The sequence below is a fragment of the Kitasatospora sp. NPDC034035 genome (assembly GCF_055575755.1).
Genome location: NZ_JBVISA010000017.1, coordinates 21425 through 36151 on the forward strand (window position 1 = coordinate 21425; position 14727 = coordinate 36151).

Annotated in this window: 13 protein-coding genes; all 13 read right to left on the reverse strand. The window is 71.8% G+C overall.

The annotated features are described in order from the left end of the window. Positions 1 to 17: 17 nt before the first annotated feature. Positions 18 to 1424, reverse strand: coding sequence for a DivIVA domain-containing protein (locus ACZ52J_RS23590; protein ID WP_465621449.1), 1407 nt, complete (start codon positions 1422 to 1424; stop codon positions 18 to 20). A 59-nt stretch (positions 1425 to 1483) separates the two neighbouring features. Further along, on the reverse strand, positions 1484 to 1765 hold the full coding sequence (locus ACZ52J_RS23595) for a YggT family protein (protein WP_030060143.1): 282 nt from the start codon (positions 1763 to 1765) through the stop codon (positions 1484 to 1486). A gap of 99 nt (positions 1766 to 1864) precedes the next feature. After that, positions 1865 to 2479 (reverse strand): cell division protein SepF, encoded by a 615-nt coding sequence (locus ACZ52J_RS23600; protein WP_360505471.1) that lies wholly within the window; start codon positions 2477 to 2479, stop codon positions 1865 to 1867. Between the two features lie 307 nt (positions 2480 to 2786). Further along, the gene (locus ACZ52J_RS23605; RefSeq protein ID WP_360505379.1) at positions 2787 to 3596 is read right to left on the reverse strand and encodes a YggS family pyridoxal phosphate-dependent enzyme; all 810 of its coding nucleotides are present in this window, start codon (positions 3594 to 3596) and stop codon (positions 2787 to 2789) included. Continuing rightward, on the reverse strand, positions 3596 to 4327 hold the full coding sequence (pgeF, locus tag ACZ52J_RS23610; RefSeq protein ID WP_360505377.1) for a peptidoglycan editing factor PgeF: 732 nt from the start codon (positions 4325 to 4327) through the stop codon (positions 3596 to 3598). The genes ACZ52J_RS23605 and pgeF overlap by 1 nt, the downstream gene beginning before the upstream one ends. Next, entirely contained in the window at positions 4324 to 5550 is a 1227-nt protein-coding gene (gene ftsZ, locus ACZ52J_RS23615) for a cell division protein FtsZ (protein ID WP_465621450.1), read from the reverse strand. The genes pgeF and ftsZ overlap by 4 nt, the downstream gene beginning before the upstream one ends. A 363-nt stretch (positions 5551 to 5913) precedes the next feature. After that, a complete protein-coding gene (locus ACZ52J_RS23620) occupies positions 5914 to 6690 on the reverse strand; it encodes a cell division protein FtsQ/DivIB (protein WP_465621452.1) in 777 nt (258 codons plus the stop codon). Beyond that, on the reverse strand, positions 6683 to 7789 hold the full coding sequence (gene murG / locus ACZ52J_RS23625) for an undecaprenyldiphospho-muramoylpentapeptide beta-N-acetylglucosaminyltransferase (protein ID WP_030239918.1): 1107 nt from the start codon (positions 7787 to 7789) through the stop codon (positions 6683 to 6685). The genes ACZ52J_RS23620 and murG overlap by 8 nt, the downstream gene beginning before the upstream one ends. A gap of 6 nt (positions 7790 to 7795) precedes the next feature. Beyond that, positions 7796 to 9100, reverse strand: coding sequence for a putative lipid II flippase FtsW (gene ftsW / locus ACZ52J_RS23630; RefSeq protein WP_360505469.1), 1305 nt, complete (start codon positions 9098 to 9100; stop codon positions 7796 to 7798). 106 nt (positions 9101 to 9206) lie between these two features. After that, positions 9207 to 10640 (reverse strand): UDP-N-acetylmuramoyl-L-alanine--D-glutamate ligase, encoded by a 1434-nt coding sequence (gene murD, locus ACZ52J_RS23635; RefSeq protein ID WP_465621454.1) that lies wholly within the window; start codon positions 10638 to 10640, stop codon positions 9207 to 9209. Beyond that, positions 10637 to 11698, reverse strand: coding sequence for a phospho-N-acetylmuramoyl-pentapeptide-transferase (gene mraY / locus ACZ52J_RS23640; protein ID WP_360505467.1), 1062 nt, complete (start codon positions 11696 to 11698; stop codon positions 10637 to 10639). Before mraY ends, murD begins: the two co-directional genes overlap by 4 nt. Then, complete coding sequence (locus tag ACZ52J_RS23645; RefSeq protein ID WP_360505369.1) at positions 11698 to 13101, reverse strand: UDP-N-acetylmuramoyl-tripeptide--D-alanyl-D-alanine ligase; 1404 nt, start codon at positions 13099 to 13101, stop codon at positions 11698 to 11700. The genes mraY and ACZ52J_RS23645 overlap by 1 nt, the downstream gene beginning before the upstream one ends. Further along, entirely contained in the window at positions 13098 to 14663 is a 1566-nt protein-coding gene (locus ACZ52J_RS23650; protein WP_465621456.1) for a UDP-N-acetylmuramoyl-L-alanyl-D-glutamate--2,6-diaminopimelate ligase, read from the reverse strand. The genes ACZ52J_RS23645 and ACZ52J_RS23650 overlap by 4 nt, the downstream gene beginning before the upstream one ends. Positions 14664 to 14727: the final 64 nt, after the last annotated feature.

Sequence of the window (14727 nt, forward strand, 5' to 3'; positions counted from 1 at the left end):
AAGGCCCTGCTACAACCTCAGTTGTCGCCGTCCTCGTCGATCAGGAAGCCCCGCATCGGCGCCGGAGCCTGCTGCATCGGCTGCGGCGGCTGCGGCCGGACGGCCGCCATCGGCTGGGTCATCCCGGCCGGCTGCATCTGCGGAGCACCGCTGTTGCCGACGTTGGGCTGTCCACCGAAGCTCGGCGCCGAGGTGTTGCCGCCGAAGGAGCTGTTCCCGCCGAAGGACGGCGAGCTGCCCCCGAAGGACGGCTGGTTGCCACCGAAGCTCGGCGCACCGCTGCCCATCGCACCGGCACCGGCCGACGCCATCGACGAGGCTGCCGGCGGCAGCGACGCGGTGGCGGGGATCCGCGGCGGGGCGAGCGAGTCGTCGGCCTGCGACTCCAGCTGACGGAGCTGGGTCTCCAGGTACGACTTCAGACGCGTGCGGTACTCACGCTCGAACGCCCGCAGGTCCTCGACCTTGCGCTCCAGCGTGGCCCGCGCGGACTCCAGGGAGCCCATCGCGACGCGGTGCTTCTCCTGCGCGTCCCGCTCCAGGGCGTCGGCCTTGGCACGGGCGTCGCGCTCGAGGCCTTCGGCCCGGCTGCGCGCCTCGCCGACGATCTTGTTGGCCTCGGAACGGGCCTCGGAGATCGCCTGGTCGGCGGTCTGCTGGGCGAGCGCCAGCACGCGGGCCGCGCTGTCGCCACCGGGGCCCTGCTGCTGCATCGGGGCGCCGAGCGGGCCGCCCATCTGCTGCGGGTTGCCCATCTGCTGCTGGCCGCCCATGGGGCCGCCCATCTGCTGCATCTGCTGCTGACCCATGCCCTGGCCCATACCCTGGCCCTGGCCCATGCCCTGGCCCATACCCTGGCCCATCGGGTTGCCCATCTGCTGCGGGCCACCGGGGCCGCCCATGGGCTGGAGCATCTGACCGCCCATCGGCTGGACCAGCTGCTGCTGGCCGCCCATGGTCTGGTTCATCTGCTGCTGGCCGCCGGCCGGCGGCAGCTGCGGGGCGGAGCCGGCGGGCAGGCCGAGCGGCTGGTTGCCCATCTGCTGCTGCGGGCCACCGGGGCCCATCTGCTGCGGACCACCCTGACCCATCTGCTGCTGCGGGCCGCCGGGGCCCATCTGCTGCGGGCCGCCCGGGCCTTGCTGGCCGGGGATCGGCGGGCCGGATATGGCGGCCGGGACGGGGGCGCCACCCTGACGGGGGGCGTCCTGCGGCGGCTCCTTGCGCAGGTTGGCCTGGTTCTGCGCGGCGGCACGAGTCGCGGCGGCCAGCTTGGCGCGCAGGTCCTCGTTCTCCCGGAGGAGGCGCGTCAGCTCCGCCTCGACCTCGTCGAGGAAGGCATCGACCTCGTCCTCGTCATAGCCTTCACGCAGGCGGACGGTCGTGAACTGCTTGTTCCGAACGTCCTCGGGGGTCAATGGCATCTCTTCACCTCAACGTGATCGTCGGCACACCGGCATCCTGTCGCATCGCTCACCTACGACTAGGGGTGCACAAGCGAGATCAGGACATACACAATGATCATCAGTACGAAGAAGGACAGGTCGAGCGCCACGCCCCCGAAACGCAACGGCGGAATGAGCCGCCGAAGAAGCTTGAGCGGCGGATCCGTGACAGTGTACGTGGCCTCCAGGACCAGGACCATGGCCTTGCCAGGCCGCCACGAACGCGCGAACTGGAAGACCCAGTCCATGACCAGTCGCACGAGCAGGAACACCAGGAAGACGGTCAGGGCGTAGTAGAGCACCGCCCACACGATGTCCATCGCGTTTTCCCTCTCCCCGGTCCCGAGCCCTCGGGCCCGCCCTCGTCACCTGTCGCTAACCCACTGTTGATCAGATCCACACGTAAAGTCGTGGCCGGGTCAGCTCTGGTTGAAGAACCCACCCTCGGCGATCCGAGCCTTGTCCTCCGCCGTGACATCGACGTTAGCAGGCGACAGCAGGAACACCTTCTGTGTCACGCGCTCGATACTGCCGTGCAGACCGAAGACGAGTCCAGCGGCGAAGTCTACGAGCCGCTTCGCATCCGTGTCGTCCATCTCGGTCAGATTCATGATCACAGGAGTGCCGCCACGGAACTGTTCCCCGATGGTACGGGCCTCGTTGTAGGTCCGGGGGTGCAGCGTGGTGATGCGGTAGGGCTCTCGTTCGTTCACTACCTTGGGCATGATCACCGGGGCGCTCTTCTCCAGGTTGTGGCGGCGTTCGGGTGTGATGGACGACACGGGGGCCATCCTCGGGGTCTCCTGTCGGATCGGCACCGCCGCCGGCACCGGCTGCGGAGTGATCGAGGAGACCGGGGCGGGCGTGGCGGCGGCCGGGGCGGCCGGCCGGGGGATGTCCTCGGTCCGCTGTCCCGTCCGGATCGGCTCGGGGTCCGCGTCGTAGTCGTCGTCGGGGTCGTACCCCTGGCCGTCGTACGTCTCGTCCTCCACGAGGCCGAGGTAGACCGCCATCTTGCGCATTGCGCCGGCCATGCTCCTGTCTCCTCCGCTCATGGCCACCGAGCTGGCGCCCGGTGGCTACTCCGCGAAGCCGCGCCCCGTCCGATGGTCGCTCGCTTCGCTCACTCCGTGGGACCGGATCCGTCTCCCGGCGGCCGGGGCCGTACGGCCCTGCCTGCGGATTCCACGGTCCATCCACGACGGCGCGTCAGGCCGACGGCCTGTCAGGGTTCGTGGAGTGGGGTCCGCGGAGCTGCGATCCACGGTTCGCTAGCGCTCCGAAGAGCTGCTAGATTCTGTCCTATTTTGTCCTGCAGTCTGATCTACTTACCCGGTGACGTTACCTGAGGGGTGACCTCACTCCGAGTACCGCCGTTCCGACGCGCACATGTGTCGCTCCGGCGGCAATCGCCTGCTCAAGGTCGCCGCTCATGCCTGCGGAGACCATGGTGGCAGCAGGATGGGCCGTCCGTACGCCGGTTGCGATTTCCGCCAGCCGATCGAAGGCCCGGGCCGGGTCTCCGGCCAGCGGCCCGGCCAGCGGAGCGACGGTCATCACACCGTCAAGCCGCAGCCCGGGCGTGTCGGCGATGGCGTCGGCCAGCCGCGCGACGTCCTCCGGCGCGACCCCGGCCCGGTGCGCGCCCTCGCCGTGCGCCTTGTCCAGCGCCACCTGCACCAGGCAGCCCAGCTCGGGGCGCTCCGACTTGAGCACCGCCGCGGAGAGCGACTCGACCAGCCGCAGCCGGTCCACCGAGTGCACGTGGTTCGCGTATCCGACGACCGAGCGCACCTTGTTGGTCTGCAGCTGTCCGACGAAGTGCCAGTCAAGAGGAAGGTTTCTGCACTGCTCCGCCTTGGGTGCGGCGTCCTGGTCGCGGTTCTCCGCGACATCCGTCACACCCAGTCCGGCCAGCAGCGCGGTGTCCTCGGCGGGGTAGGTCTTGGTGACGACGATCAGGGTGACCTCGTCCCGGGAGCGCCCGGCGGCCGCACAGGCGGCCGCGATCCGGCGCTCGACCACCTCGAGGTTGGTCCCGAGCTCCTCGTACCGGGCCCGTCGGCCCTCCGTCAGCGCACCCAGCCAGTCCTGACCGGGCGAGAAGGGGCCGGGACCACCCGGGAACGGTCCGTAGATGTCATTCGTCATCAATGATCGGAGCCCAACCAGACGTAGCTCGCGAGCCGACCCGTGCGCTGCTCGCGGCGGTAGGAGTAGTGATCGGCGGATTCGAGGGTGCAGACCGGTGACCGCACCGGCTCCTTGACCCCCATCGCGGCCAGCTGGGCCGCGACTCCCTCCGGCACGTCCAGGGCCGGGGTCCCCCAGGAGGTCTCGGCGAAGGCCTCCGGCACCACCGCGGCGACCTCGGCGCGCAGCTCGGCCGGCACCTCGTAGCAGCTGCCGCAGACCGCGGGCCCGGTGGCGGCGGTGATCCGCCCGGGCTCGGCCCCCAGTTCGACCATCGCCCGGACCACCGCGGGCACCACCCCGGCCGCCAGCCCGGGCCGGCCCGCGTGGGCCGCGCCCACCACGCCGGCCACCGGGTCGGCCAGCAGCACCGGAGTGCAGTCGGCGGTCAGCACCGCGAGGGCGAGCGGCCGGTCGGTGACCACCGCGTCCACCGTCGGGGCCGCCCCCAGCGGCTGGCGCTCCGTCACCACGGCGACCTCGGCGCCGTGCACCTGGTTCATCCACACCACGTCGGCCGGTTCGATCCCCAGCTCCCGGGCGGCGAGCGCCCGGTTCTCCCGGACGGCCCCCGGGTCGTCCCCCACGGCGCCGCCGAGGTTGAGCTCCCCGTACGGCGAAGTGCTCACCCCGCCCCACCGGTCGGTGAAGGCGAAGTGAGCACCCGCGTGTACCGCGTGATCGATCACTTAAGGAAGTCCGGGACGTCGAGTTCCTCGGCCGGGCTCTCCACGTAGGGCTGCCGGACCGGCTGCACCTGCGGCGGCACCGGGGCGGCGGCGGTCGTGGTGGCCGGGGTCTCGGCCCGGGTCGACGCGGCCGGGGTCTCCTCCGAACGGGACGCCACCGAGCCGATGCTCCCGTACGACGGCCGGCTGGCCGGGCGGTCCGGGGCGGCCGGCGGGGTGGCCGGGCGGTCCGAGGCGGTGGACTTGACCACCGGGTCACGGACGATCGCCGGCGGCTGCCCGCCGTCGAAGCCGGCCGCGATGACGGTGACCCGGACCTCGTCGCCGAGCGCGTCGTCGATGACCGCGCCGAAGATGATGTTGGCCTCGGGGTGGGCGGCCTCGCTGACCAGCTGGGCCGACTCGTTGATCTCGAACAGGCCGAGGTCGGAGCCGCCCGAGATGGAGAGCAGCACGCCTCGGGCGCCGTCGATCGAGGCCTCCAGCAGCGGCGAGGAGATCGCCATCACGGCGGCGGCCTTGGCGCGGTCCTCACCGCGGGCCGAGCCGATGCCCATGAGGGCCGAACCGGCCTCCGACATGACGGACTTGACGTCCGCGAAGTCGAGGTTGATCAGACCCGGGGTGGTGATCAGGTCGGTGATGCCCTGGACACCGGAGAGCAGGACCTGGTCGGCCGAGCGGAACGCGTCGAGCACGCTGACCTGGCGGTCCGAGATGGACAGCAGCCGGTCGTTGGGGATCACGATGAGGGTGTCGACCTCTTCGCGCAGGCTCGCGATGCCGTCCTCGGCCTGGTTGGCCCGGCGCCGGCCCTCGAAGGTGAAGGGGCGGGTGACCACGCCGATGGTCAGGGCGCCCAGGGAGCGCGCGATGTTGGCGACGACGGGCGCGCCGCCCGTGCCCGTGCCACCGCCTTCACCGGCGGTCACGAAGACCATGTCGGCCCCCTTGAGGACCTCCTCGATCTCCTCGCGGTGGTCCTCGGCGGCCTTGCGGCCGACCTCGGGGTTGGCGCCGGCGCCGAGGCCCCGGGTGAGTTCACGGCCCACATCGAGCTTGACGTCGGCGTCGCTCATCAGGAGGGCCTGCGCATCGGTGTTGATCGCGATGAACTCGACGCCCTTGAGACCGACCTCGATCATCCGGTTGATGGCGTTGACACCACCGCCGCCGATTCCGACGACCTTGATGACTGCGAGGTAGTTCTGCGGTGCTGCCACGTCGAAGGCCTCTCGCCTCGAATTTCCGGGTCGGCCCGGCCCGGCGAGGGTCCGTTCCGACGGATGTCGATGGGTAGGGAGCCTGGTTTCTGACTGAATGTCCGAAATGCCGACCGCCGACCCCAACCCTAAACTTGACCTTTAGGGTTAGTCCTGTGCCTTCGTCACATCACCAAGTGGCACAGTCTGGTGACACAGGACACTAGGTGGCTCTTGGCACGTGTTTCAACGAACACGCCGAGCTTCCCCTTTTCTTTTGAGCCTATGTGATCATCAGCCGGCTTAGGAAACCGGGGTGACCACCAAGGTTCAGGCCGACACTTCGAGGCGTCAACCCCTCCCTCAGGCACAGAACCTACCGGATCATCCCGACACCGCCGGCGCCTCCGGAGCGGTCACATCGAAGTTCGTACCCTTCTGGTTCAGCAGCGCCACCAGCACCCGGGCCTTCCGGTCGATCTGTTCCGGACTCCCCCAGCGCACCGTCGCACCCCCGCTGAGCTGCAGCTCGATGTCGTCGTACGAGTGCACCAGCACCGCCCCAGCCCGCTTGGCGACGTCCTGCGGCAACCCGGCGGCCACCGCCACCGCGCCCTGGACCAACTGCGGACGGGAGATCACCCCGTCCACGTCGTTCGCCTGCTGACTGAGCCGCAGCTCCACCACCGGCACGCCCTGCGGCGGGGCCGCCTCGGTGGCGAAGCTCACGCCCCCGGCATCCACCTGGGTGAACCGGCCGTCCTCCCCCTTGACGGCGGCCACCGCCTTGCGCTGGGCGACCTTCACCTGCAGGGTGTGCGGCCAGCCCCGCCACACCTCGGCCTTCGACACCCGGGGGATCGCCTCCACCCGGTGCCGGACGTCGTCCAGGTCCACCCGGGCCAGCGGGCCGTCGCCGAGCCCGCCGATCGCGTCGCGGACCTGGGCCGCCGTCAGCTTGTCGTCGGTCGTCCCCTGGACGGCGACGCTGCGCACGTCCAGCACCGACGAGTAGAACACCAGCCAGGCCAGCCCGCCAAAGACCGCGGCGCCGAGCACGCTCAGCACCACGATGCCCCGCCGGGAGAGCCGGAGGCGAGGAGCGGACTCCTCGTCCTCCAGCTCCGCTTCGAGCGGGTCGGCGAGCCGGCCGTCAGCCACGGCGGCGGCCGCCGCGGTGGGCCTGGATCGCCTCGTAGACCATGCCGACCAGCAGGTCGTCGGCGTCCCGCCGGCCGAACTCGGCCGCGGACCGGCTCATGTCCCACAGCCGCTGCGGGTCGGTGAGCACCGGCAGCACGTTCTGCAGCACCCAGTCCGGGGTCAGCTCGGCGTCGTCCACCAGCAGGCCACCGCCGGCCTTGACCATCGGCTGGGCGTTCAACCGCTGCTCGCCGTTGCCGATCGGCAGCGGGACGAAGGCGGCGGGCAGGCCGACGGCCGCCAGCTCGGCCACCGTCATGGCGCCGGCCCGGCAGAGCATCATGTCGGCCGCCGCGTAGGCGAGGTCCATCCGGTCCAGGTACGGCACCGGGCGGTACGGCGGCATCCCGGGGACGTCCGCGACCTGCGGCAGCTCGTTCTTGGGGCCGACCGCGTGCAGGATCTGCACGCCGTACTGCTGCAGCCGCGGGGCGATCGCGGTGACCGTCTCGTTGAGCCGGCGGGCGCCCTGGGAGCCGCCGGAGACCAGCAGGGTGGGCAGCCGCTGGTCGAGGCCGAAGTAGTGCCGGGCCTCCGGGCGGGCCGCGTTGCGGTCCAGGGTCGCGATGGTGCGGCGCAGCGGGATGCCGATGTACCGGGAGTCGCGCAGCTTGCTGTCGGGCGTGGAGACCGCCACGAAGTCGCTGTAGCGGGCGCCGATCTTGTTGGCCAGGCCCGGGCGGGCGTTCGCCTCGTGCACCACGATCGGCACGCCGGCCCGCTTGGCGGCCAGGTAGGCGGGCATCGCGACGTAGCCGCCGAAGCCGACCACGGCGTCCGCGTTGACCCGCTCGATGATCTCCTGGGCGGCCCGGACGGTGCCGCGCAGCCGGCCGGGGACGGTGATCAGCTCCGGGGTGGGCTTGCGGGGCAGCGGGACGGCCGGGATGAGCTCCAGCTGGTAGCCGCGCTCGGGCACCAGCCGGGTCTCCAGACCGCGCTCGGTGCCCAGGGCGGTGATCCCGATGGACGGGTCGTGCCTGCGGAGGGCGTCCGCGAGGGCCATGGCCGGCTCGATGTGACCGGCGGTCCCCCCGCCGGCGAGTACGACATGCACCGAAATTCACCGCTCCCTGCGTGCCGGCCCGGGGGCCGGGCGCGCTGTGGTTCGTCGTCGTGTCAGCACCCGGGCCAGTCGCTTCCTGATCCGGGAGTTCTTGTTCCGGGCGGCCAGGGCCGCCTTCGCGCCCGAGGTACTGCGTGCCAGGCACAGCAGCACACCGATCGCGGACATGGCCGACAGCATGGCGGAACCGCCGTAGGAGAACAGCGGGAGCGGGACGCCCGCAATGGGCAGCAGTCCCAGCGCCGACCCCAGGTTGATCATGGCCTGCGCCATGATCCAGGTGGTGGCGGCTCCCGCGGCGTACCTGACGAAGGGGTCCTTCGTGCCGATGGCCACACGGATACCCGCGTAGCCTAGTGCCGCGAAGAGGCCGATCACCGACAGCGTCCCCACCAGGCCCAGTTCCTCGCCGGTCGCGGCGAAGATGAAGTCGGTGTGCGCCTCGGGCAGCTGGCCCCATTTCTCCACGCCGGCGCCGAGGCCGGTGCCGAAGCCACCGCCGTTCGCGAACGCGAAGACGCCGTGCAGGGCCTGGAAGCAGGCGCCTTCGGGGTCGAGCTTGGTGACGCCGATGCAGCCCAGTCGCTCCGCGCGGTGCGGGACGGTGATGACCAGCGCGGTGCAGACCACCACCGCGACCCCGACGGTGGCCACGAACAGCCGCAGTGGTGCTCCGACCATCCACAGCAGCGCGAACACCATGGCCACCAGGATCATCGAGGTGCCCATGTCGCCGCCGAACATGATCAGCGCGAGCAGCAGCAGGGCACCCGGCACCAGCGGTACCAGCAGGTGCTTCCAGGAGTTCAGGGTGCCGGCCTTCTGCTTGCGGGCGAGCAGGTCGGCGCCCCAGAGCACCAGCGCGAGCTTGGCGAACTCGGAGGGCTGGAACTGGAAGAAGCCGAAATCCAGCCAGTTCTGGTTGCCGTTGATCCGCACCCCGATGCCGGGCACGGCGACCAGCGTGAGCGCGCCGATCACCCCGAACATCACCGGGTAGACGATCACCCGCAGCACCGCCACGGGGACGGAGGCGAAGCCGATCAGCAGGACCAGGCCGAGGATGGCCGCGATCAGCTGCTTGAGGAAGTAGTACTGGGCCGCGTGGTGCTGGTTCAGGGCGAGGATCTGCGAGGCCGAGAAGACCATCATCAGGCCGAGCACGACCAGCAGCAGCGTGCTGCCGACGACCAGCAGGTACGGCGTGAGCGGCCGGTCCAGCCAGTACCCGAGCCGGGCCCGGAAGGCCTGGACGCGGGCCAGCGGACCGGCCGACTTGTACTTGGTCGTGGTGGCGGAGATCACTCGCCACGGCTCGGCGGCGTCCTGCTTGCCAACGCCGGATTCCGCCCTGCCCTGCCCCGCCACGCCCCTACCCGTTCTGTGCTCTCGCCGGAGGCCCAGTGCCCTAGCTGTCCGCAAGCTCCCGGACGGCCGCCGCGAACAGGTCGCCGCGCTCGCCGTAATTGGTGAACATGTCCATCGAGGCGCAGGCCGGGGCCAGCAGCACGGTGTCACCCGATTGGGCGAGCGACGCGGCCGCGCGGACGACCTCGGCCATCGCCACCGCGCCAGTCTGGCCCTCGGCCGCCTCGATCACCGGCACATCCGGAGCGTGTCGCTCCAGCGCCTCGCGGATCAGCGCCCGGTCCTGGCCGATCAGCACCGCGGCGCGCAGCCGCTCGGCCGCGCCCTGCACCAGGTCGTCGAAGGTCGCGCCCTTGGCGAGGCCCCCGGCGATCCAGACGATCGGCCGGTAGGCGGCCAGCGAGGCGGCCGCCGCGTGGGTGTTGGTGGCCTTGGAGTCGTCGATGTAGGTGACCTCGCGGACCACGCCGACCTCGGCGATCCGGTGGGCGTCCGGGCGGAAGGCCCGCAGGCCCTCCCGGACGGCCTTCGGCTCGACGCCGTACGCCCGGGCCAGCGCCGCCGCGGCGAGCGCGTTGGCGATGTTGTGCGGGGCAGGAGGGTTGACGTCCTCGACGGAGCCCAGCTCGGCCGCGTTCTTGGCCCGGTCCTCGATGAAGGCGCGGTCCACCAGCAGCCCGTCCACCACGCCGAAGTTCGACGGGCCCGGGGCGCCGAGGCCGAAACCGATCGCCCGGCAGCCCTCCTCGACGTCGGCCTCGCGGACCAGCGCCTCGGTGGCCGGGTCGGCCAGGTTGTACACGCAGGCGACGACGTTGCCCTCGTAGATCCGGCCCTTGTCGGCGGCGTACGCCTCCATCGAGCCGTGCCAGTCGAGGTGGTCGGGCGCCAGGTTGAGCACCGCGGCCGAGTACGGGCGCAGCGAGGGCGCCCAGTGCAGCTGGTAGCTGGAGAGCTCGACGGCGAGCACGTCGTACGGCTCCTCGGCGAGCACCGCGTCCAGCACCGAGACCCCGACGTTGCCGACGGCGGCGGTGCGCTTGCCGGCGGCGGCGAGGATCGAGGCGAGCATCTGGACGGTGGTGGTCTTGCCGTTGGTGCCGGTGACGGCCAGCCAGGGGGCGGGCTCGCCGGTGCCCGGCAGCGGCTTGCGCAGCCGCCAGGCGAGCTCGACGTCGCCCCAGACCGGCACCCCGGCCGCCTCGGCGGCGGCGAACAGCGGGCTGTCCGGGGCCCAGCCGGGCGAGGTGACGATCAGCTCGGTGCCCTCGGGCAGGCTCGCGCCGTCGCCGAGGCGCACGGTGATGCCCTGCGCCTCCAGCTCGGCGGCCCGGGCGGCCAGGCCAGGCCCGCCGCCGCCGTCCACGACGGTGACGCGGGCGCCGAGGCCGTGCAGGGCGCGTGCGGCGCTGATGCCCGAGACGCCGAGTCCGGCGACGACGACGGGCAGTTCGGAGAAGTCAGGGTTGGTCATCCGGTCCGGTATCCCGCGTAGAAGAGGCCGAGGCCGACGGCCACGCAGAGGCCCTGGATGATCCAGAAGCGGACCACGACCAGGACTTCGCTCCAGCCCTTGAGTTCGAAGTGGTGCTGCAGTGGTGCCATCTTGAAGACGCGCTTGCCGGTCATCCGGAAGGAGCCGACCTGGATGATCACCGACAGGGTGATGACCATGAAGAGGCCGCCGAGCATGATGAGCAGCAGCTCGGTGCGGGAGCAGATCGCCAGACCGGCGAGGGCGCCGCCGAGGGCGAGCGAGCCGGTGTCACCCATGAAGATCTTGGCGGGCGAGGTGTTCCACCACAGGAAGCCGAAGCAGGAGCCCATCAGGGCGGCCGCGACCACCGCGAGGTCCAGTGGGTCGCGGACGTCGTAGCAGCTGACGGTCGCGGTGACGGTGTAGGCGCAGCTCTGCCCGTACTCCCAGACGCCGATGAAGGTGTAGGCGCCGAAGGCCATCACGGAGGCGCCGGTGGCGAGGCCGTCCAGACCGTCCGTCAGGTTCACGCCGTTGGAGGTCGCGGCGATCATGAAGTAGGCGAAGATGACGAACAGCACGGGGCCGATCGACCACTTGAAGTCGCGCACGAAGGACAGCGACTGCGAGGCCGGGCTGAGCCCCCGGTCGTCGTGGAACTGCAGGGCCAGGATCGCGAAGGCAAGGCCGACGATGGACTGGCCGGCCAGCTTCGCCTTGGCCCGCAGGCCGAGCGAGCGGCGCTTGACCACCTTGATGTAGTCGTCCAGGAAGCCGACCAGGCCGAGGCCCGTGGTCAGGAAGAGCACCAGCAGCCCGGAGGCGGTCGGGCTCTCGCCCGTTATCGCCTTGGTGCCGAAGTACGCGATCAGGGTCGCCAGGATGAAGGCGATGCCGCCCATGGTGGGCGTGCCCTTCTTGCTGTGGTGCGCCTTCGGGCCGTCGTCGCGGATGTACTGGCCGTAGCCCTGCCGGGCGAGCAGCTTGATCAGGGCGGGCGTGCCGGCCAGCGAGAGGATCAGGCCGATCATCCCGGAGATGAGGATCTGCTTCATCATCGGGCAGCACCGTCCGTCAGGAGGGCCTCGGCCACCTTCTCCAGCCCCACCGAACGGGATGCCTTCACCAGGACCACATCCCCCGGCCGCAGCTGACTGCGCAGCAACTCGACCGCCGCGTCCGCGTCGGACACCAGCACCGACTCCTCACCCCACGAACCTTCGTTCCTCGCGCCGAGTTCCATGCAGGCCGCCTCGCGTCCGCCGACCGCCACCAGCTTGGTGACGTCCAGCCGGACGGCGAGCCGCCCGATGGCGTCGTGCTCGGCCAGGCTCTCCTCGCCGAGCTCCCGCATCTCGCCGAGCACCGCCCAGGTGCGGCGGCGCTCCGGGCCGCGACCCCCCATCGAGACCAGCGCCCGCAGCGCGGCCCGCATCGAGTCGGGGTTCGCGTTGTAGGCGTCGTTGACGACGGTGACACCATCGGCCCGGTCGACGACCTCCATGCGCCAGCGGGACAGCGCACCCGCCTCGCCCAGGGCTGCGGCGGTGTCGTCGACGGACATCCCGAGCTCCACCGCCACCGCGGCGGCGGCGAGGGCGTTCGAGACGTGGTGCTCACCGTACAGGCGCAGTTGCACGGGCGCGGAACCGGCCGGGGTGGTGAGCGTGAACGATGGCCGTCCGGTGGCGTCCAGGCGAACGTCGGTCGCCCGGACGTGGGCGTCCGGGGACTCCCCGAACAGGACCACCTTCGCCTTGGTGCGGGTGGCCATCGCGCGCACCAGCCGGTCGTCCGCGTTGAGGATCGCGGTGCCGTCGACGGGCAGCGCCTCGACGAGCTCGCCCTTGGCCTCGGCGATCGCCTCCTGGGAGCCGAACTCGCCGACGTGGGCGGTGCCGACGTTCAGGACCACGCCGACCCGGGGCGGGGTGATCGAGGTGAGGTACTCGATGTCGCCCTTGTGCCGGGCGCCCATCTCCATGACGAGGTGCCGGGTGCCGGCCTCGACCCGCAGCGCGGTCATCGGGTGGCCGATCTCGTTGTTGAGCGAGCCGGGCGGGTAGACGGTCGCACCGTGGCGCTGGAGCAGCTGCGCGATCATGTCCTTGGTGCTGGTCTTGCCGGCCGAGCCGGTCAGCGCGACCACGGCGGTGCCCTCGGCGCGGGCGACCACGGTACGGGCCAGCCTGCCGAGCGCCTCCACCACACTGTCGACCAGGACGGCGGGCACGCCGACCGGGCGGGAGGCCAGCACCGCGACGGCGCCGGCCTCGACGGCTGTGGTCGCGTAGTCGTGGCCGTCCACGTGTTCGCCGACGAAGGCCGCGAACAGGCCGCCGGGGCTCACCTTGCGCGAGTCGACCTCGACCGGGCCGGTGACCAGGGTGTCCGGGTCGGCGCCGTCCAGGGTGCCCCCGACTGCGGCGGCCACCTCGGCGAGGGTCAGTGCGATCACTGCTGCTCTACTCCTCGGTCGCCCCGCACGGCCGTGGTCCGCGCGATGGACTCGCGCAGCACCTCCCGGTCGTCGAAGGGGCGGATCTCGTCTCGTACGTACTGGCCGAGCTCGTGGCCCTTGCCGGCCACCAGCACGGTGTCCCCCGCCTGGGCGCGGGCGACCGCCAGCTGGATCGCCTCGGCCCGGTCGGGAACGACCAGGACGGCCCCGCGCTCGGCCTCCGGCACCGCGGCGGCGCCGGTCAGCATAGTGGCGAGGATCGCCAGCGGGTCCTCGCTGCGCGGGTTGTCGCTGGTCAGCAGGGCGGTGTCGGCGAGGCGGGCGGCGATGGCGCCCATCGGGCCGCGCTTGTGCGGGTCGCGGTCGCCGCCGCAGCCGACGACGACGTGCAGCCGGCCCTTGGTGACCTCGCGCAGCGAGGCGAGGACGGCCTGCAGGGCGTCCGGCTTGTGCGCGTAGTCCACGACGGCCACGAACGGCTGGCCGGCGTCCACCCGCTCCAGACGGCCGGGCACGCCGGGGACCGCGGCGACGCCGGCCACGGCCTGCTCCAGCGGCAGCCCGGCGGCGACCAGCAGGGTGATCGCGGCGATCGCGTTGGCGACGTTGAACGGGCCGGGCAGCGGGACGGCCGCCTCGGCCTCGGCGCCGTCCGGGCCGAGCACCCGGAAGGTGGAGCCGACCGGGCCGAGCCGGACGTCCACGGCCCGCCAGTCGGCGTCCGCGGCGCCGGTGGCGGAGAAGGTGGTCACCGGGATCTTGGCCTCGGCGGCGAGCCGGCGGCCGTACTCGTCGTCCAGGTTGACCACGCCGTGGCGGGACTTGCCGGGCTGGAAGAGCCGGGCCTTCGCCTGGAAGTAGTCCTCCATGTCCGGGTGGAAGTCGAGGTGCTCGGGCGTGAGGTTGTTGAACAGCGCGACGTCGTACGCGACGCCGTCGGTGCGGCCGAAGACCAGGGCGTGGCTGGAGACCTCCATGGTCACCGCGTCGGCGCCGCGCTCGGCCATCACGCCGAGGATCGCGTGCAGGTCGGTGGCCTCGGGGGTGGTGCGCTCGCTCTTGATCCGCTCCTCGCCGACCCGCATCTCGACGGTGCCGATCACGCCGGGGTGGCGCCCGGCGCCGCGCAGGCCGCCCTCGACCAGGTACGAGGTGGTGGTCTTGCCGTTGGTGCCGGTCAGCCCGATCATCAGCAGCCGCTCGGAGGGGCGGCCGTAGACGATCGCGGCGAGCTCGCCCATGACGGCTCGCGGCCGCTCGACGACCAGCAGCGGCAGACCGGTGTCGGCCGCCAGGTCGGCGCCCGCCAGGTCGGTGAGCACGGCCACCGCGCCGGACTCCGCGGCCTTGGCCGCGAAGGCCGCGCCGTGGTGGTTGGCGCCCGGGAAGGCCACGTACACATCGCCCGGGCGGACCGCGCGGGAGTCGTGGGTGACGCCGGTGACGGCGCCGCCCTCGACGGGCGCGAGACCCAGCCGGACGGCCAGCTCGGCCAGCGGCAGAGCGGCGGTCCCGGTCGGGCGGGGCGGACTCACGGTGGTTTGATCGGGTTTCGGCACGGCGGGAAGGCTATCCGCCGAAGGGTGCCCAGGGCCAAACCGGCCCTTCGCCGCACCGTCGGCC

Coding starts and splice junctions, on each gene's coding strand:
- ACZ52J_RS23590 (WP_465621449.1), bottom strand. CDS start 1,424: ATGCCATTGACCCCCGAGGACGTTCGGAACAAGCAGTTCACGACCGTC.
- ACZ52J_RS23595 (WP_030060143.1), bottom strand. CDS start 1,765: ATGGACATCGTGTGGGCGGTGCTCTACTACGCCCTGACCGTCTTCCTG.
- ACZ52J_RS23600 (WP_360505471.1), bottom strand. CDS start 2,479: ATGGCCGGCGCAATGCGCAAGATGGCGGTCTACCTCGGCCTCGTGGAG.
- ACZ52J_RS23605 (WP_360505379.1), bottom strand. CDS start 3,596: ATGACGAATGACATCTACGGACCGTTCCCGGGTGGTCCCGGCCCCTTC.
- murD (WP_465621454.1), bottom strand. CDS start 10,640: ATGACCAACCCTGACTTCTCCGAACTGCCCGTCGTCGTCGCCGGACTC.
- mraY (WP_360505467.1), bottom strand. CDS start 11,698: ATGAAGCAGATCCTCATCTCCGGGATGATCGGCCTGATCCTCTCGCTG.